This window comes from Flavobacterium sp. LHD-80 (assembly GCF_030929605.1).
Classification (GTDB): domain Bacteria; phylum Bacteroidota; class Bacteroidia; order Flavobacteriales; family Flavobacteriaceae; genus Flavobacterium.
The window spans coordinates 359,940-378,638 of the sequence record NZ_JAVFVS010000012.1 but is presented as its reverse complement, the minus strand read 5'-3'; the positions used below and the strand labels follow the sequence as shown (position 1 = coordinate 378,638).

Genomic DNA, 18,699 nt, shown 5'->3' with positions numbered 1-18,699 from the left:
TGTATTATTCTGCGCAATAGCAAGGTTTTTGTCCAAAGGTATACGTTAAAGTAATTCCAGAGAAGACATACCAGTCGTTATTATTTAAATTTCCAAAACGCAAATTCGAGAGATTGCTGTTACTTGGGTTGCTTCCGTCAATATTATCTGTAAAGGTATATCGGGCACCAACTTCTGCACCTATCACAAAATGCGGTGTTATATTTGATTTTATTCCTAATGTCATCGGGATGGCAAAAGAACCTGCATCTTTGTCCTTTCTTGTGACTCCTCCGCTAATGTATAAATCATCATAAAAAAAAGCGCTTATGCCCGTATATATATAAGGTGTAACTTTTGTATGATAATCGTGTAAATTGAAATCGAAAAAATTAAATTCTATACCAGCTGAAAACTCCTTGATTTTGTTTTCAAAACTGTAGCCTCTTTTGTTTCTTCCTGATTCATCAGAGTCTTTATCATTTCCTGCAACTGTTGATTGCGTATATGAAAAACGATACGCATGACGCGGACTCTTATTCCATTTGTATAATACGCCAAAAGCCAGTTTGTCTGGATTGATATATGTCGTACTTCCTACGTCTCCAACAAAGTTGCTTCCGCCAAGAAAAACACCAATCTCATTGATTTGAGCATTAAGTGTAATAAAGGGGAAAAAACATAACAATAAATTAAAAATTTTCTTCATTTAATTCAAAATTGCGTGCAAATATAATAATTATCGATACGAATCAACGTTGCTTTGATTAAATGTGCTTTTTTTTCAATTTACATTATGATTTTGAGACATTTAATGCGGATTCGATACATGCAGAACGAGAAAAAGTGGTATTATCGTATAGTCAGCCGTCAGAAAAAGACTTAATTTCTTTTGTCTTCTCCCCAGAGCAATTTATTTCTCAAAGTTTTTAAGAAAGTCTCTCCCGGAATCTCTACCATTTTGATTTTGTAATCCGTTTTTTTGATTTTTAGGATCGATTCGTTTTTTACAGATGAAATTCTTGAATCTAAAGAAACTAAATATTGGTCTTCTCTTCCTGTTACACGTAGTGTGATTTCTGTGTCGTCTGGAATTACGAGTGGTCGGGCAGTTAAATTATGTGGTGCAATAGGAGTAATGACTAAGCTTTTTACATCTGGTGTTAATATTGGCCCGCCACAGCTTAATGAATATCCTGTTGAACCGGTTGGTGTAGAAATAATCAAACCATCTGCCCAATATGAATTTAAATATTCGTTATTAAGATAAGTTTCTACGGTAATCATTGAAGTAGTGTCTTTACGGCTGACAGTAACTTCGTTCATGGCGAAATTAAGTTCTTCAAAAGCTTCGTTTTTAGGCTCAGAAGTCAATCCTAATAAAGTACGTTCAGAAGTTGTGTAGTTTTGATCAATAACGAACTGTAGCAAACTATCGATATTTTCTTTTTGAACTTTGGCCAAGAAACCTAATCTTCCTGCATTTATTCCTAATAAAGGCACGCCTGAATTACGCACAAAGGCGGCAGATCGTAAAACGGTACCGTCGCCACCAATGCTAATCAGCATTTCGAAACTATTATCTAAAGTTGTATTTGATGAAAATGTTTTATAGTTTTTTTTTACAAGCTGTTTTTCATAAAGCATCTCGAGAAAGTTTTCCTCAATAACAATTTCAACATTGTTTGAAGTAAAAAACAAAAAAATGTCTTTTATAATAGGCTCGGTGCTGTTTTGATAATATTGTCCGTAAATGGCTATTTTCATCTGGTGTTTAATCGATTTTTTGTTTAATTGTTTAATCGTTAATTTTTTTTCGTCAAAACGATTAAACAATTAACCGATTCAACAAAAAATGCTATATATTAAGGTATTTGTCTAAGTAATCAGAACGTTCTTTTAAGCTATTGATGTAAGCGTCTTCTTGATGTTCAGAAATGATTTCGTAATTATAGCGTCTAAAAGTTTGGATAATTTCATTCAATGGTCCAACGCCAATTTTAACTGTAATCTGAACATTTTCTAAATCAGCTTCGGATATGAAACAGCCAAGAATTTTTCCGTTATTGCTTTCTACAATTTGAGTTACTTGGCCCATAGAATAATCCAAAAGTCCTTTTTGAACAATGATAATACCGCCTTGTTCTTTTAAAAATGGCGTTTCCTGAAAGAATCGCATGATATCTTCCATTTCATAATATCCTATATAACTGTTGTTTTCATCTAATACCGGAATTGTATTAGTGTGGTTTTTGGCAAAAACTTCCAAAACATCAAGCCAAATCATTGATTTTCGAGCAAAAAAACGCTCTAAAGTGTATTTGTAATCAATTGCTTTTTTGTCTGTATCAAGAGTTTCAATATCATCAGAAGCAATACTTCCAATGAAAATTCCATCTTCCAGAACAGGGAAATGCGAAAAATCAACATCCGCAAAAAAGTCTTGAACAGATGCTATCGTTTCCTGACTGTCAATCGCTCTGAAATCATTGGTGATATAGTTTGTAATTTCTGTCATAAATCAATTGAAGATATTTCCTTGCAAAATAATCAAAAAATACCAAAAACTGCTACGTTTTACTTTGTATTTTTGTCGTAACAAATATAGTGTTACTAGAATTAATTATCTATTTATATGACAAAGTTAAGTGTAAATATCAATAAAATTGCAACGTTAAGAAATGCGCGTGGCGGAAATGTCCCTGATTTATTAAAAGTAGCTGCAGATATTCAAAAATTTGGGGCTCAGGGAATCACCATTCACCCGCGTCCAGATGAGCGTCACATTCGTTATCAAGATGCACGCGATTTAAAAGCAATCGTTACGACAGAATATAATATCGAAGGAAATCCACAACATAATTTTATTGATTTGGTTTTAGAATGCAAACCAGATCAGGTAACGTTGGTTCCAGATGCAATTGGTGCTATAACCTCTTCTGCGGGTTGGGATACCATTAAAAATCAAGAATATTTGACTGAGGTTATTCAGGAATTTCAAAGAAACGGAATCAGAACTTCGATTTTTGTTGATCCAGTTTTAGAAATTATTGAAGGTGCCAAAAAAACAGGAACGGACCGAATTGAATTATACACTGAAGCTTTTGCGCACCAATATGATTTAGGAAATAAAAGCGGAATAGAACCTTATACAAAAGCAGCAGAATTAGCAAATGAATTAGGTTTAGGAATTAATGCTGGACACGATTTGAGTTTAGAGAACATTCAGTTTTTTAAACAAAACATTCCTGGTTTATTAGAAGTTTCAATTGGACATGCTTTAATTTCTGAAGCGCTTTATCTTGGTTTAGATAATGTGGTTAATATGTATTTGAATAAATTGAAGTAAATCTTCCGTATAAAAAATAATTTATGTTATACTCAAAAATAGAAGGCGAAGGAAAACCATTTGTAATCATGCACGGTTTTCTTGGAATGTCTGATAACTGGAAAACACTTGCCGGACAATATGTCGAAGCCGAATTTCAAGTTCATATTTTAGATTTAAGAAATCACGGGCGCAGTTTTCATTCTGATGAATGGAGTTATGAAGCCATGGTTCAAGACGTTTTCGAATACTGTCAGGCAAATAATTTGACAAGAATTGATATGCTTGGACATTCGATGGGTGGTAAAGTTGCTATGCTTTTTGCAACTACGCACCCAGAAATAGTTGATAAATTGATTGTGGCTGATATTGGTCCGAGATTTTATAAACAGCATCATCAGGATATTTTGGGAGGATTAAATGCGGTTGATTTTTCTGTAAAACCAAGTAGGGCTGATGTAGAAGCGATTGTAGCACAATATGTTCCAGATTTTGGAACGCGTCAGTTTTTACTGAAAAACTTATACTGGAAAGAACCAGGACAATTGGCTTTCCGATTTAATCTGGAAGTTTTTAATAATAATCTCGACGCAATAGGAAAACCTTTAGCAGATCATTTGGTTTTCAATAATCCAACATTGTTCATAAGGGGAGGTGATTCTGGTTATATTCAGGACGAAGATATTGATGCCATAAAAGAGCATTTCCCGAATTTAAAATTAGAAACAATTCCAAATGCAGGGCATTGGCTTCATGCTGAAAATCCTAAAATGTTTTTTGAATTGACCGCAGCATTTTTGAAAGAGTAATTATTTTGATGAAAATTTTATTACTTTTAAATAAATTTTAAACCAGAAAAACTATGAAATTAATACTCAGACTTCTTGTTACTGCAGCTTTAGTGTTGTTAATAGCTAATTTTTTAAAAGGTGTTCATGTAGCCAGTTTTGGTACGGCTGTAATTGTTGCGGTAGTTTTAGGATTGCTGAATATTTTTATAAAACCTATTTTGGTTATTTTGACTTTACCGGTAACATTTATTACACTGGGCTTGTTTTTGCTGGTTATAAATGCCATAATAATTTTGCTTTGTACAAATATTGTGGGCGGGTTCGCAGTCGATTCGTTCTGGACGGCATTGATTTTTAGCGTTATATTGTCTATCCTGCAATCTATTACCTATAAAATACTAGGAGACGATAAATAAAAAGCAAATAGAGCAGATTAAAACTGCTTCAAATACAATAAATTAAAAACTTGGTTGGGTTGCAAAAATTTTATAATTTTGCAACCCAATTTTATTATGTAAATTAAAGAAGAAGATGGATATTAAAAGAGTAGCAACAGACGCTGTGAACGAGACAATTGTATTAAACGTTGTTCACATGGATTATAAAGGTCAAGTAGCAAAAAGAATAAACGAAAAAATGCCATTGGCTACTGTAAAAGGATTTAGAAAAGGACAAGTTCCTAAAGATCTTGTTGAAAAACAATACGGAAAAGCAATTAAGCAGGAAGAAGTTAAAAAAGTAGTTGATTTGGCTTTAGAGCGTTTTGTTCAATCTGAAAGATTAAATCTTTTAGGAACTCCTCTTGCTAAAGAAAACGAAAACTTTGATTGGGATGCTGAAGAACTAACTTTCGAATACGAAATTGGTTTAGTGCCAAACTTCGAAATTGATCTTGAAGCTAAAAACAATATCGTAAAATATATCGTTACTGCTGATGATAAATTAATCGACGGACAAGTAGAGCGTATCCAAAAACAATTTGGAAAAGCAATTCCTCAAGATAAAGTTGAAGCTGATTCAGATTTAACTGGAACTTTCACAAACGAAGAAAAAGGAATCAACAATACAACTACAATTTCTGTATCTACTTTCAACAAAAAAGCAGGTGATAAATTCATCGGTAAAAAAGTTGGAGATGTTGTTACAGTAAGTACAAAAGGTTTATTTGAAGATGACCACCAATTAATGGATTACTTAAAAGTAGCTCATGATGATGTTCACGGTTTAGATATCGAAGTAAACTTTACTATCGAAGCGATTAACGGTGCTGAATTAGCTGAATTGAACCAAGAATTATTCGACAAACTTTTTGGTGAAGGAAAAGTAGCTTCTTTAGATGAATTAAAAGCTAAAATTAAAGAAGACGCTGAATCTCAATTCGCACAACAAGCTGACCAAAAATTATTATTAGACGTTCAAGATTTCTTGATCGAAAATACAAAATTTGATTTACCAGCTGAATTCCTTAAAAAATGGTTACAAACTGTTGGAGAGAAAAAACTTTCTGCAGAAGAAGCTGAAGTTGAATACGCAAGATCTGAAAAAGGTTTACGTTTTCAATTAATCGAAGGAAAAGCAATGGCTCAAAGTAATATCCAAATTACATTTGACGATTTGAAAGCTTTTACATCAAACGCAATCAGACAACAAATGGCTCAATTTGGACAAACAAATCCAACTGAAGAAGAAGTTCAAGGAATCGTGGCTAGAGTTTTATCTAACCAAGAAGAAGTGAAAAGACTTTCTGAGCAAGTTGTAGCGGCTAAATTGTTAGATTTATTCAAAGAAAAAGCAAATCCAACAACTAAAGAAGTTACTTACGAAGAATTTATTGCAGCTTCTTACGGAGAATAAATTTTAAAGAAACAAGTATATTGGGAGCGTCAGGATTTTTTTCCTGACGCTCTTTTGTTTTAATTTATTTTTGATTACTTTTCAGGAGCTAATCCAGCTATTCGTTACAAGTTTTTTCATGACTGCCTTTTTTTGTAAGGTATAAAAAGAGCTTCCGTTGGTCGCTTTTTTCTCCCAACAAAAAATAGTTGTCATTTCAAAAAGCTTTTCACTGCTATCTGGGCTAGAAATAAGACAAATTGACATTCTTTGGAAATAGGTACAACCTTTGATGGAGAATATATGTTAAATAAAATAAACTTAGAACAGATACATATGAACTACGGTAAAGAATTCAAGAAATTTGCTACAAAGCACCAAGGAGTTAACGCAATGTATTATGATAAAATCATAGCAGCGATGAACCCAACAAACATGACTCCATATATTATCGAAGAACGTCAGTTGAATATTTCTCAATTAGACGTTTTTTCAAGATTAATGATGGATAGAATCATCTTTTTAGGAACGGGTATTGACGACCAAATCGCTAATATCGTTCAGGCACAGTTATTATTCTTAGAAAGCGCTGATGCATCAAAAGATATTCAAATTTATTTAAACTCTCCAGGAGGAAGCGTTTATGCAGGTTTAGGAATTTATGATACCATGCAGTACATCAAGCCTGATGTTGCTACAATTTGTACAGGAATGGCAGCTTCTATGGGCGCAGTTTTATTATGTGCAGGAGCAGCAGGAAAACGTTCTGCATTGCCACATTCAAGAGTAATGATTCACCAGCCATCTGGAGGAGCGCAAGGTGTTGCAACAGATATGGAAATCAATTTACGTGAAATGTTGAAATTGAAAGATGAATTATACCACATCATTTCACAACATTCAGGACAATCTTTTGAAAGAGTTCACAAAGATAGTGAGCGTGATTACTGGATGATTGCTGACGAAGCAAAAGAATACGGTATGATTGATGAAGTTTTGAGAAGAGGATAATTTTTTAAAAGTTTCTAAGGTTCTGAGATACTAAGATTCTAAGTTTTCTCCTTGACTTGAAACAGAAAAATAAATATTAAGCTGCATAGAATTACGTTTTTAAGTTTTAATTAAAATAAAAAGCTTAGAAACTTAGTATCTTTGCAGCTTAGTAACTTAAATAAAGAATGGCAAAAGTAGTATTAGAATGTTCGTTTTGTGGAAGAAAAAAGCCAGAAACTAATTTATTGATTGCTGGTATCAATGCACACATTTGTGATAAATGTATTGAACAAGCGCACGGAATTGTATTAGAAGAATTAAAATCAAGCGGAAGCGCGAAACTTGTTGGTGATTTAATTTTAAAGAAACCAAAAGAAATCAGAGCTTTCCTTGATCAATATGTAATTGGTCAAGACCAGACAAAAAAAGTAATGTCGGTTGCGGTTTACAATCACTACAAGCGTTTAATGCAGCAACAATTAGACGACGAAGTTGAGATTGAAAAAAGCAACATCATTATGGTAGGTCAAACAGGAACTGGAAAAACATTGGTTGCAAAAACAATTGCAAAAATGTTAGACGTTCCGTTAGCAATTGTTGATGCTACTGTATTGACAGAAGCTGGATATGTAGGAGAAGATGTTGAAAGTATTTTAACGCGTCTTTTGCAAGCTGCAGATTATGATGTAACCAAAGCAGAAAGAGGAATCGTATTTATTGACGAAATTGATAAAATTGCCCGTAAGAGCGATAATCCGTCAATAACGCGTGACGTGTCTGGTGAAGGTGTTCAGCAGGCTTTGTTGAAACTGTTAGAGGGAACAATTGTAAATGTACCGCCAAAAGGTGGACGTAAACACCCAGATCAGAAATTTGTTGAGGTAAATACTCAGAATATTTTATTTATTGCTGGAGGTGCTTTTGACGGAGTGGAGCGTATTATTTCTAAACGTTTAAATCGTCAAGCTGTTGGTTATTCGACATCTAAAAATGTTGATAATATTGACAAAGACAATCTACTGCAATATATTATTCCAAAAGATATTAAAGATTTTGGATTGATTCCAGAGATTATTGGTCGTTTGCCAGTTTTAACGCATATGGATCCGTTAGACAGAGAAACATTGCGTGCAATTTTGACACAGCCTAAAAATGCATTGGTAAAACAATATCAGAAGTTATTTTTAATGGATGATGTTGAATTCAATATTACTGATGAAGCTTTAGATTTTATAGTTGATAAAGCATTAGAATACAAATTAGGAGCTCGTGGATTGCGTTCGCTTTGTGAAGCAATCTTAACAGATGCAATGTATGAATTGCCAAGTTCTGATGATAAAGTTTTATCGATCGATAAAGATTATGCAGAACATACTTTAAGTAAAAACTTATTGAAGCGAATGGAAATTGCTTCGTAAATTATAAAACAACTTTGTCGAAGTTTTAAACTTTGCCAAAGTTCAATTATAGAACCTGTTCATTTATTTGAGCAGGTTTTTTTGTTTTCGGAATTATGAAAATGATATTTCTCGTTTAGCCCTGATCGAAACGGCATCCTTTTGTGGTAGGGTTCACCACAAAAGATATAGTGTAGAGCAGGACAAGTCGTTTTTTGAAAACGAAATTATCTGCTTCTAATAAAAAAAAATTACTGAACCCTAAATTTCTCTCTATATTCAATAGGTTTCATTCCTACCATTTTATAAAACACTTTTCTAAAGGCTTTAGGGTCATTATATCCTGTTTTTTCAATAATTTCAGAAATCGAAAGCTGGGTTTGTTCTAAATATTTTTTAGAGCTCTCAACTCTTATATTTTGCAGGTATTCGATTGGCGGAATTCCGGTTACTTGTTTAAAGCGGCGCGTCATATTTCTGGCACTTGTTGGAATGTCTTTGATGATTTCTTCCAATTTTTCAATAGTATGATATTGACTTTCGATTTTCTGCTGAAGCAATGCAACCAAAGCATCGTTATGTAAATGATTGGGTCTGAAAGTGCTGAAATAACTTTGTTTGTATCGGTTTAAATCAATTGAGAAGATTTTTGCAATTTGAACAGCAACTTCATTCCCGCAAAATTTTTGAACTAGCAGCACTAGTAAATGAAATGATGAGGTCGATCCGCCGCTGGTGTAAAGACTTCCATCGGCAGTCAGGGTTTCTTCGGGTTTTAATTTCACTAAAGGAAAAGCCTTTGTAAAAGCACTGCATGCGTCAACATGTGTAGTAGCCAGTTTTTCATTTAATAATCCAGATGCAGCAAACAAAAAAGCGCCCGTGCAAAAACTTGCTAATTCGGCTCCAGATTGATGCTGTTTTTTTAACCACGGAATAAAATCTTTATTTTTTGCGATCATTTCGCTCATATTATCTGTGGTAAAAGCGGGAATCAAAATCAGATCCAAATCAATGTTTGAAGTTTCAATGGCATGAACATCATATCCAAATACTTGTTCATTTGTAATTTGGCCAGCCGATTGAAAAACCATGATATCAAAAGGCTTGTCGGCTTCTTTGCTAAGTTTATTGGCTGTTTCAAAAACCTCCAAAATCGCGGCTATACTTAATAATTTGTAATCGTGCGGTACAATTAAACCTGTTTTCTTGCTCATGATTTGTGGTATTTTGAAGATTAGCAATTTGACAAAAGTAAGTAAAATGTCTTAAATGACCCTTAAAATGACTTTTATTAGCATTTTTAAGTAATCTTAAAAAATTAAATTTGTTTTAATAAATTCGTAATTTTATCAAGATGAAAACAAAAATCTTCTTAAATCTTCCCGTAAAAGATTTAAACAGGGCAGTGGCTTTTTATAATGAACTAGGCTTTTCGACCAATCCAAAATTCACAAACGAAAAAGGAGCTTGTATCGTAATCGACGAAAATATATTTGTCATGCTTTTGGTTGAAGAGTTTTATAAAACTTTTACCCAAAAACAAATTTGTGATGCTGCTACAACTAGCGAAGTTCTTATTTCAATTTCTTTGGATTCTCGTGAACAAGTAGATGAAATGATAGAAAAAGCTATTAAAGCAGGCGGCGTGGATTACATTCCGGCAAAAGATTATGGATGGATGTATCAAAGAACTTTTCTAGATATGGATAACCACCATTGGGAAATTTTCTACATGGATGAAAGTCAGATACCGGAAATGTGATACTATCTAAAAAAATGATAACTGTCCAAAACACAATAGAGGCATCGATAGAGAAAGTTTGGGAATTTTGGACTTTGCCAGAACATGTTCAAAACTGGAATACAGCAATAGATAATTGGTATACGAAATATGCCGAAAATGATTTGAAAGTTGGAGGGAAATTCAAATATAAAATGGCTCAAAAAGGCGAAAACGCAAGTTTTGATTTTGAAGGAATCTATACGAAAATCGAAAGTCTTTTATTAATAGAATACAAACTTACTGACAATAGAATAGGAAGCGTGCAATTTGAAAATATTGATAATAAAGTGAAAATTACCGAAGTTTTTGAACCCACAAAAGAAGATTCAGAAAGTATGCAGAAGCAATGGTGTCAAACGGTTATCGATAATTTTAAAGCTTATGTCGAAAAGAATTAAGCAGAATTTCAAACGAAGAATAAATTCATGAAATAATTTGATAAATAATGATAACAATAAAAAATACGATAAAAGCATCTAAAGAAAAAGTTTGGGAATTTTGGAATAACCCCGAGCATATTACAAAATGGGCATTTGCATCTCCAGAATGGCATACGCCACGTGCAGAAAATGATTTAAGAGAAGGAGGGAAATTCTCGACAACAATGGCAGCAAAAGACGGTAGTATGAGTTTTGATTTCTGGGGAGAATATACATTGGTAAAAGAAAACGAGGCAATCAATTATACAATGGGAGATGGAAGAAAGACTGAAATTATCTTTAAAGAAATTCCTGAAGGTGTTGAAATAATTGAAAGTTTTGAGCCAGAAACACAAAATCCTGAAGAAATGCAGCGTGGTGGCTGGCAGGCAATTTTGGATAATTTTAAAAATTACGTCGAGAATAATTAGTTTCTTTTAGGTTCAAAGGTTTTAAGGTGCAGATGGACAAAGGCTCAGTTAATCGTCAAACTGTGCTTACATTACTTATATGGTTTAAAAAAAAAAATATCTAACAAAAAAATCGAAACAATGACAAAACAAATATGGTTGAATTTGCCTGTTAAGAATATCGCAAAAGCGAAGGATTTTTTCTGGAAAATAGGTTTTTCGTTTAATGAACAACACGATACGCCAAGTTCTACTTGTATGGTAGTTGGTGAAGGACATTTTGTAGTGATGCTTTTTGAAGAATCACTTTTTACTACCTTTTCTCAAAACGGCATTACTGATACCAGTTCCAGTTCTGAAGTATTGATTTCGATCGATGCTGAAAGTAGAGAAGAAGTCGATGAATTGGCTGAGAAAGTCAAAGAAGCCGGTGGAACTGTTTTTTCAGCACCTGCAGAAAGTCAGGGTTGGATGTACGGCTTTGGATTTGCTGATCTAGACGGGCATCGCTGGAATGTTTTGTTTATGGATTTTAGTAAATTGTCGTAATTATGGAAACATTAGAATTTAAAATTAGAATTAAAGCTCCTGCGACAAAAGTCTGGGAGGTTTTATGGAACGATGACACTTATAAAGAGTGGACAGGGGCTTTCTGTGAAGGTTCATATGCTATAAGTGATTGGAATGAAGGTGATAAAATACATTTCATGTCGCCAAGCGGTGAAGGAATGAACAGCATTATTGAAAAGAAAATTCCAAATGAATACATGGCTTTTAAGCATATTGGGGAAATTAAAGACCATAAAGAACTGCCTCTTGACGAAGAAACTAAAAAATGGAGCGGTGCAATGGAGACTTATCGATTAACACCAGATGACGAATTTGTGGATTTGACAGCTCAAGTGGATGTTGTCGAAAAGTATATCGATTATTTTAAAGACGCTTTTCCGAAAGGATTAGAGAAAGTGAAAGAATTATCAGAGTAAAGAGAATAGAATAAAGAGCAAAGACATGTTTATTCTTAAAATGCTTTTAAAAGACATTAACAATTTATAATTAACAATCAACAATTAATAAAAAATATTATGGCAACAGTAAACCCTTATTTACTTTTTGACGGAAATTGCGAAGAAGCATTTCTGTTTTACAAATCCGTTTTTGGCGGGGAATTTCCGTACATCGGAAAATTTAAAGAAATGCCCGTTGAAGAGGGGTGCGATCAAGTTTCAGCAGAAGATGCAGAAAGAATTATGCACGTTTCATTACCAATTGGTAATACTGTTTTGATGGGAAGTGACAGTTCAACAAGATTTGGAAAACTTCCTATTGGTGATAATTTTTCAGTTTCAATTAATACCGAAAGTACAGAAGAAGCTGACCGAATTTATAATGGACTTTCAGCGGGTGGTAAAATTGAAATGCCTTTAGCTAAAACTTTTTGGGGCGCTTATTTCGGAATGTTCACAGACAAATTTGGTACAAAATGGATGGTAAACTTTGACGAAAATCAGCCAGCAGGATAATTTTAAAGTTAAGTTATTGTAATAGCGGAACATATTTGTTAAATTACTCAAAAAAGCGCATGAATATGCGCTTTTTGTTTGCAAAAAAAACAAAGATTATTCTTTTTTATCAACTATAGATTGCCGATTTTTGTCGCTTCAAAATCAATAAAGAAAAAATGGCAATAGAGGATAAAGAAATTATTTTATTAAAAGTTTCAGGACATGATAAAATAGGGGTTACAGCAGGTTTGACAGCTGTATTGGCGGCTTATGATGCTAATATTTTAGATATCGGTCAAGCCGATATTCACGATACACTTTCTTTAGGGATTTTGTTCGAGATTGCTGCAGGTTCTTCTTCTGCGCCAGTTTTGAAAGACTTGTTGTTCAAAGCTTACGAACTGGAAATTAAAGTGAAATTTATTCCAATTTCTATCGAAGATTACGAAACATGGGTAAAATCACAATCAAAACAACGCTACATTATCAATATTTTAGGTGAAAAACTAGCTGCTTCTCAATTGGCTGCAGTAACTAAAATAATGTCAGATCAAAATCTGAATATTGATTCTATTATACGCTTAACAGGCAGAACTTCTATTGTTGAAAAAGAAGAATATCCGCGTTCTTGTATTCAATTATCGGTAACAGGTGAAATTGTAAATAAAATTGTCATGACGGCAAGTTTTATGGAAATTTCACGAACCTTAAACGTTGATATTTCGTTCCAAGAAGATAATATTTACAGAAGAAATCGCCGTTTAGTTTGTTTCGATATGGATTCGACTTTGATCCAAACTGAAGTTATCGATGAATTGGCAGAATTAAATGGAGTAGGAGATCAAGTAAGGGCAATTACAGAATCGGCTATGAATGGCGAAATTGATTTCAACGAAAGTTTTAAAAAACGTATGGCTTTGCTTGAAGGTTTGAGCGAAGAGGTTTTGCATAATGTAGCGATTAATTTGCCAATTACACAAGGTGCGCACCGCTTGATGAAAGCTTTGAAATACTATGGTTATAAAACCGCAATTCTTTCAGGAGGTTTCACTTATTTTGGTGAATACCTGCAAAAAGAATTAGGAATTGATTACGTTCACGCTAATCAATTGGAGATAAAAGACGGAAAACTAACAGGTAAATATATAGGTGATATAGTAGACGGTCAGAAAAAAGCCGAACATTTAAAAGCAATTGCCGAGAAAGAAGGAATCCACATCAACCAAACAATCGCTGTTGGTGATGGAGCAAACGATTTGCCAATGCTAAACTTAGCCGGCCTAGGAATTGCTTTCCACGCCAAACCAAAAGTAAAAGAAAGCGCTTCAACCTCAATTTCTAGTTTAGGTCTTGATGGTGTTTTGTATCTTTTAGGATATCACGATCGATATATTGATATGATGTAAAGTCTTGGTGTCGCTTAGTCTGACACGCATTCTTGTCATTCCGAGGAACGAGGAATCTCCACAAGTAACTCCGCAACGAGAATCCAATCTTTGTAGAGCTTCTCGTGGAGATTCCTCGTTCCTCGGAATGACAATATTGAGAAAATCTTAGCAACTTAGAACCTCAGAATCTTAATAATGGCATGCCCCTCCGGGTCGGGCTATCCGTTGCAATCTTTTTGTTTTTAAAGAAAAAACAAAAAGGATTTCCACTTCTATCCCTCATGCGATTTAGTGGAATTAGCGTTTCTAAAGGAAACCATTAACTTTAAAAGAGACTTTTTAAGGAAAAGCTTTGAAATTACAATAAACGTTTTGTTTCAAAATTTGCTTTATAAGTTTTATATTCAGAAGAATTAATAACTTCCTTGTCTTTTAGCCATTTTAAGCGAGCATAAAATTCTTCATCTGAAATTACATCGTCAAAATCGGTATACTTTTCTCTAATATAATTTTTTGAATTTGATTTAACCTTTTCGATAAATTCCAATACGCTTTTTTCATTCGGAATTTCTCTATAAAAAACAAGTGTTGTTTGTCCGTCAACCAAATATATGTCGTCTTGATGTTGTTTAAAATAATTTGCTAAAACTAGAATTCCCCAAATTATGCAATTAATTATGAAAGCTCCTGTGTCAATTTGTTTGGTGATAAAATATAAAAATGGAAGCGCTATTAACACACAAATACACATTCCAAAAAATATTTTCCCCACAATAGTACTATCTGCTCGATAATGAATTTCAAAACCTAATTGATCAAGTTTTACTTCATATTTGTCATTCTTGCGAAGTGTTTTTGTATCTACAATTATTCTGTCTTTAGTTAATATAAACTTTCGCGAATTAAGACCTCTTTTTTGTATAAGTTCAATATTCATAAATATTTAATTCGTGATAATTCGTGAAATTCGTGGCAAAATAGCAATCCTACATCTCCTTCAACTGTTCCAAATAATCCCTCTGATTAGAAAGTCTCGGAATTTTATGCTGTCCGCCTAATTTATCACGTTCCTTCAACCAATCATAAAATAAATTTTCACGAGCAACATTAATCACTAGCGGATTTAAAGTCATATTGTTGTAGCGTTTTGCTTCGTAATCAGAGTTTAAAGTTTGTAACGTTTCATCCAGAACTTTTTGGAAAAGACCAACGTCAGCCGGTTTTTTCTTGAATTCGATCATCCATTCGTGAGCGCCTTTTTCTTTGTCGTGCATAAAAATAGGAGCAACTGTATAATCGATCACTTCGGTTTGTGTGACTTGACAAGCTTTTGCAATAGCCTGATCGGTGTTTTCAACCATTAATTCTTCGCCAAAAACATTAATATGATGTTTTGTTCTTCCCGTAACTCTAATTCTATACGGATTTAAAGAGGTAAAACGAACGGTATCGCCAATTAAATAACGCCACAAACCAGAATTTGTAGTAATAACAATGGCGTAATTTTTATTCAGTTCAACATCGGCAAGACGAATTGCTTTTTGGTTTGGAGTTCCAAAAGTTTCCATCGGAATAAATTCATAGAAAATTCCGTAATCCAGCATCAGCAATAAATCACTTGAATAATTTAAATCCTGAATGGCAAAAAATCCTTCAGATGCATTGTAAATTTCGTAGTATTTAAAATCTGAACTGGGTAAAATTTTCTTGTATTGCTCTTTGTAAGGTGAAAAACTTACGCCTCCGTGAAAGTAAACTTCAAGATTTGGCCAAAGTTCAAATAAATTTTGATTACCAGTATTTTCTAAAACCTTATTCATTAAAACCAGCATCCAAGATGGAACTCCAGCAAAACTGGTTACATTTTCGTTTTTGGTTTCATTTATAATTGCCGCAATTTTGGTTTCCCATTCGCTCATCAGCGAAGTTTTACTGCTTGGCGTACTGCTGAATTCGGCCCAAATTGGCATGTTTTCAATTAAAATCGCCGATAAATCCCCAAAAAAAGTATTGTTGTTTTCATAAATCTGAGAACTTCCGCCTAAGCGTAAACTCTTCCCAAGAAACAATTCAGAATCCTCATTATTATTCAAATACAGACAAAGCAAATCTTTGCTTCCTTTATAATGACAATCTTCTAACGCCTCGTTGCTTACAGGGATAAATTTACTTTTAGCATTTGTTGTACCACTAGATTTGGCAAACCATTTTATTGGCGTTTCCCAAAAAACATTTTGTTCACCCTGGCGAGTGCGTTCAATCAAAGGCTGTAATTCCTCATAAGTAGAAATTGGTACTCTTTCAGCAAAAGTCTGGTAAGAACTTATTGATGCAAAATCATATTTTTTTCCCACTATCGTATTTTCTGAAGCAGTCAATAAATTATGCAACAGTTCTTCTTGAACTTCATTCGGATATTTTAGAAAAAGCTCTATTTGGTGTATCCTTTGTTTGAGGACCCAAGATGCGAAAGAGTTAATGATAGATACAGGCATGAGTGAATTTTAGATTTTTTAGATTGCTTATTTTAAATTTTAGATCTTGCGTTTTGCATAAAATCAAGAAATTTAAAATTTGAATATCAATAGACAAACATTAACTTTGTCATCTTATCAAAAATAGTATTTTTTTGTAAAAAAAACCATTCTAAATTGAGTAAAGATTCGAATTAAATTGAATTATTATCTAAATTCAGAACTCAGAGAAGCAAAACTTAAACCTAAAATCTTCAATCTAAAAAACAATGACTTATCAAGGCGTACTTACAAAAATGCAGACTGAAATGGGAAATCCAATTCAATATTATTTGGTTTTCGAAGATAGTTTCTTAAGTATGAACCAATTATTGGGTAAAGAGATTGAGATAAATTTTGTCGGCTTTCAATGTTTGAATTGCGGTAAGAAGAAAAAAATATACAGACAAGGTTTTTGTTATGATTGTTTTTACTCAAGTGCGGCCGTTGGCGACTGGATTATGCGACCAGAATTGAGTACAGCTCATTTAGGAATTGCTGATCGTGATTTAGAATATGAAACACAAGTGCAATTACAGCCTCATATTGTCTATTTGGCTTTTTCGACTGAAGTAAAAGTAGGAGTAACAAGAAAAACACAAGTCCCAACAAGATGGATTGATCAAGGTGCAACACAAGCCATTGCTATTGTTGAGGTTCCAAACCGATATTTAGCAGGAATTACAGAGGTCGCTCTAAAAGACCATTATACAGATAAAACGAATTGGAGAAAAATGCTTCAATGTACTGCAGAATCTTGTGATTTAGTACTTGAAAAATCAAAAGTGGAAAGCTTAATTCCGGCCGAAGTGAAGGATTATTTTTACAGTCAAAAGAATGATGTTTATGAATTGAATTATCCGGTTTTAAGTTATCCGGCAAAAATCAATAGCCTGAATTTAGATAAAACACCTTCTTTTCAAGGTAAATTAGTTGGAATTAAAGGACAATATTTGTTGTTTGAAAACGGAACTGTTTTTAACATTCGTGGTTCTGAAGGTTATGTTGTAACCATAAACGTCTAGCATAAATAGGATTTCGTCTATGCATTTTTAGCCTCCGTATAAAATTCTAAAAAAAGCGCTTTAATCATTGTATTTTCGGCGTTTTTAAGAATAAAGGGTGTGAATTTTGTTAAATTTATTTACAATATTGTAATGTTTACTTATTCAAAGAATTTAATTTTAAGAAATATTTAACTTATATTTGATTGGCATAATACAACGGCCGATTAAATAAAGCAAAAGACTTTTTTAATTCTAAAAACAAAAATGAATGAGTAACTTAAAAAAAGTTAACGTATTCAGACGCAGTATAATGCGTAATTTAACCAAGAATATTGGTCGTTCTGATATGCAAAAGAGCGGACAGATTGACAAAAACGAAATCAAAAAAGTACTTATTTCCAGACCAAATAAAAGATTAGGAAATTTGCTTTTAATTACGCCACTCATTCAAGAAGTCACAGAGACATTTCCAAATTGTAAAATTGATTTATTTGTAAAAGGAACGCTTGCTCCAATTGTTTTTGAAAACTATAAAAACATTGACAAAATAATCGATTTGCCTAAAAAGCCTTTCAAAGAATTAATCAAATATTTGAAAGTTTGGACATTGATCAGAAAACAGAATTATGATGTTGCTATTAATGTCGACCAGAATTCTTCATCTGGTCGTTTAGCAGTAAAATTTTCAAGTGCTAGGTTCAAAATTTTTGGAGATCTTCCAGAAAATGTAGAATTGCCTTATGAAGATTACGATCATATTGCAAAATATCCTGTCTATAATTTTAGATACGCCTTGAGCCAATTTGGAGTTGAAGACAAAAAAGAACCTGTTGCATTAATCGATTTAAAATTGTCTCAAGATGAGATTGCAAAAGGGAAAACTATTTTGAATAGTATTGTCGATCAAAACAAAAAATCGATTGCCATATTTACTTTTGCAACTGGAGAAAAATGTTATTGCGTAAAATGGTGGGAGGAGTTTTATGCAGCTCTAAAAAAGGAATATGAAGCCGATTATAATATTTTTGAAATTCTGCCAGTTGAAAACGTATCACAGATAAACTTTAAGGCGCCTTCTTTTTACAGTAAAGACGTTCGCGAAATTGGTTCAGTGATGGCAAATTCTGCCATTTTTATCGGAGCTGACAGCGGTATTATGCATTTGGCAAGCGCTTCAAAAGTACCAACAGTTGGTTTATTTTCTGGAGCAAATGTAAAAAAATACGAACCTTACGGGAACAACAGTCTTGGTGTTGATACCAATACAAATTCAATTCCTGATTTTATCCGAATAATAAATTCGATTTTGAATAAATAAAATTAAAATCTGCTATAAATTAAAAAGCCTGT

Annotated in this window: 21 protein-coding genes; 15 read left to right on the top strand and 6 right to left on the bottom strand. The window is 33.3% G+C overall.

Annotation, left to right across the window (positions count from 1 at the left end; translation table 11 throughout):
* Nucleotides 1-4 precede the first annotated feature (4 nt).
* The 3 genes from RB619_RS18635 to RB619_RS18625 all read right to left on the bottom strand — a co-directional run bounded on the left by RB619_RS18635 (nt 5) and on the right by RB619_RS18625 (nt 2,497).
* Nucleotides 5-688: a DUF6089 family protein gene (locus RB619_RS18635; protein WP_308100312.1), complete on the bottom strand. Its 684-nt coding sequence runs from the start codon at nt 686-688 to the stop codon at nt 5-7.
* 173 nt (nt 689-861) lie between these two features.
* Nucleotides 862-1,746 carry an NAD kinase gene (locus RB619_RS18630; protein WP_308100310.1) on the bottom strand — a complete coding sequence of 295 codons (885 nt, stop codon included), beginning with the start codon at nt 1,744-1,746 and terminating at the stop codon, nt 862-864.
* Nucleotides 1,747-1,837: 91 nt separating this feature from the next.
* The gene (locus RB619_RS18625; protein ID WP_308100308.1) at nt 1,838-2,497 is read right to left on the bottom strand and encodes a CBS domain-containing protein; all 660 of its coding nucleotides are present in this window, start codon (nt 2,495-2,497) and stop codon (nt 1,838-1,840) included.
* 117 nt (nt 2,498-2,614) lie between these two features.
* Here RB619_RS18625 and RB619_RS18620 point away from each other — a divergent pair, with 117 nt between their 5' ends.
* The 6 genes from RB619_RS18620 (at nt 2,615) to clpX (ending at nt 8,342) form a co-directional block, all read left to right on the top strand.
* The gene (locus tag RB619_RS18620) at nt 2,615-3,328 is read left to right on the top strand and encodes a pyridoxine 5'-phosphate synthase (RefSeq protein ID WP_308100306.1); all 714 of its coding nucleotides are present in this window, start codon (nt 2,615-2,617) and stop codon (nt 3,326-3,328) included.
* Between the two features lie 23 nt (nt 3,329-3,351).
* Complete coding sequence (locus RB619_RS18615) at nt 3,352-4,116, top strand: alpha/beta fold hydrolase (RefSeq protein WP_308100304.1); 765 nt, start codon at nt 3,352-3,354, stop codon at nt 4,114-4,116.
* 53 nt (nt 4,117-4,169) lie between these two features.
* On the top strand, nt 4,170-4,514 hold the full coding sequence (locus RB619_RS18610; protein WP_308100302.1) for a phage holin family protein: 345 nt from the start codon (nt 4,170-4,172) through the stop codon (nt 4,512-4,514).
* Nucleotides 4,515-4,629: 115 nt separating this feature from the next.
* The gene (locus RB619_RS18605) at nt 4,630-5,952 is read left to right on the top strand and encodes a trigger factor (protein WP_308100300.1); all 1,323 of its coding nucleotides are present in this window, start codon (nt 4,630-4,632) and stop codon (nt 5,950-5,952) included.
* A 315-nt stretch (nt 5,953-6,267) separates the two neighbouring features.
* Nucleotides 6,268-6,942, top strand: coding sequence for an ATP-dependent Clp endopeptidase proteolytic subunit ClpP (gene clpP, locus RB619_RS18600; RefSeq protein ID WP_115889439.1), 675 nt, complete (start codon nt 6,268-6,270; stop codon nt 6,940-6,942).
* A gap of 167 nt (nt 6,943-7,109) precedes the next feature.
* Nucleotides 7,110-8,342 carry an ATP-dependent Clp protease ATP-binding subunit ClpX gene (clpX, locus tag RB619_RS18595; protein ID WP_133526375.1) on the top strand — a complete coding sequence of 411 codons (1,233 nt, stop codon included), beginning with the start codon at nt 7,110-7,112 and terminating at the stop codon, nt 8,340-8,342.
* Nucleotides 8,343-8,572: 230 nt separating this feature from the next.
* Here the strand turns inward: clpX and RB619_RS18590 are convergent, their stop codons facing one another.
* The gene (locus RB619_RS18590; RefSeq protein WP_308100296.1) at nt 8,573-9,538 is read right to left on the bottom strand and encodes a helix-turn-helix domain-containing protein; all 966 of its coding nucleotides are present in this window, start codon (nt 9,536-9,538) and stop codon (nt 8,573-8,575) included.
* A 140-nt stretch (nt 9,539-9,678) separates the two neighbouring features.
* Here RB619_RS18590 and RB619_RS18585 point away from each other — a divergent pair, with 140 nt between their 5' ends.
* The 7 genes from RB619_RS18585 to serB all read left to right on the top strand — a co-directional run bounded on the left by RB619_RS18585 (nt 9,679) and on the right by serB (nt 13,847).
* Nucleotides 9,679-10,086, top strand: coding sequence for a VOC family protein (locus RB619_RS18585; protein WP_308100294.1), 408 nt, complete (start codon nt 9,679-9,681; stop codon nt 10,084-10,086).
* A gap of 14 nt (nt 10,087-10,100) precedes the next feature.
* Complete coding sequence (locus tag RB619_RS18580; RefSeq protein ID WP_308100292.1) at nt 10,101-10,505, top strand: SRPBCC domain-containing protein; 405 nt, start codon at nt 10,101-10,103, stop codon at nt 10,503-10,505.
* 47 nt (nt 10,506-10,552) lie between these two features.
* A complete protein-coding gene (locus RB619_RS18575) occupies nt 10,553-10,957 on the top strand; it encodes an SRPBCC family protein (RefSeq protein ID WP_308100289.1) in 405 nt (134 codons plus the stop codon).
* A 120-nt stretch (nt 10,958-11,077) separates the two neighbouring features.
* Nucleotides 11,078-11,485, top strand: coding sequence for a VOC family protein (locus tag RB619_RS18570; protein WP_308100287.1), 408 nt, complete (start codon nt 11,078-11,080; stop codon nt 11,483-11,485).
* Between the two features lie 2 nt (nt 11,486-11,487).
* Entirely contained in the window at nt 11,488-11,922 is a 435-nt protein-coding gene (locus RB619_RS18565; RefSeq protein WP_308100285.1) for an SRPBCC domain-containing protein, read from the top strand.
* A 99-nt stretch (nt 11,923-12,021) separates the two neighbouring features.
* Complete coding sequence (locus RB619_RS18560; protein WP_308100283.1) at nt 12,022-12,459, top strand: VOC family protein; 438 nt, start codon at nt 12,022-12,024, stop codon at nt 12,457-12,459.
* A gap of 158 nt (nt 12,460-12,617) precedes the next feature.
* Nucleotides 12,618-13,847, top strand: coding sequence for a phosphoserine phosphatase SerB (gene serB / locus RB619_RS18555; RefSeq protein ID WP_308100281.1), 1,230 nt, complete (start codon nt 12,618-12,620; stop codon nt 13,845-13,847).
* A gap of 340 nt (nt 13,848-14,187) precedes the next feature.
* Here serB and RB619_RS18550 read toward each other — a convergent pair whose 3' ends face one another.
* The gene (locus RB619_RS18550; RefSeq protein ID WP_308100279.1) at nt 14,188-14,766 is read right to left on the bottom strand and encodes a hypothetical protein; all 579 of its coding nucleotides are present in this window, start codon (nt 14,764-14,766) and stop codon (nt 14,188-14,190) included.
* A gap of 49 nt (nt 14,767-14,815) precedes the next feature.
* A complete protein-coding gene (locus tag RB619_RS18545) occupies nt 14,816-16,324 on the bottom strand; it encodes a GH3 auxin-responsive promoter family protein (protein WP_308100277.1) in 1,509 nt (502 codons plus the stop codon).
* 248 nt (nt 16,325-16,572) lie between these two features.
* Between RB619_RS18545 and RB619_RS18540 the strand changes: the two genes are divergently transcribed.
* Entirely contained in the window at nt 16,573-17,367 is a 795-nt protein-coding gene (locus tag RB619_RS18540) for a DUF2797 domain-containing protein (RefSeq protein ID WP_308100275.1), read from the top strand.
* Between the two features lie 250 nt (nt 17,368-17,617).
* A complete protein-coding gene (locus tag RB619_RS18535; RefSeq protein ID WP_308100273.1) occupies nt 17,618-18,667 on the top strand; it encodes a glycosyltransferase family 9 protein in 1,050 nt (349 codons plus the stop codon).
* The last annotated feature ends 32 nt before the right edge of the window (nt 18,668-18,699 follow it).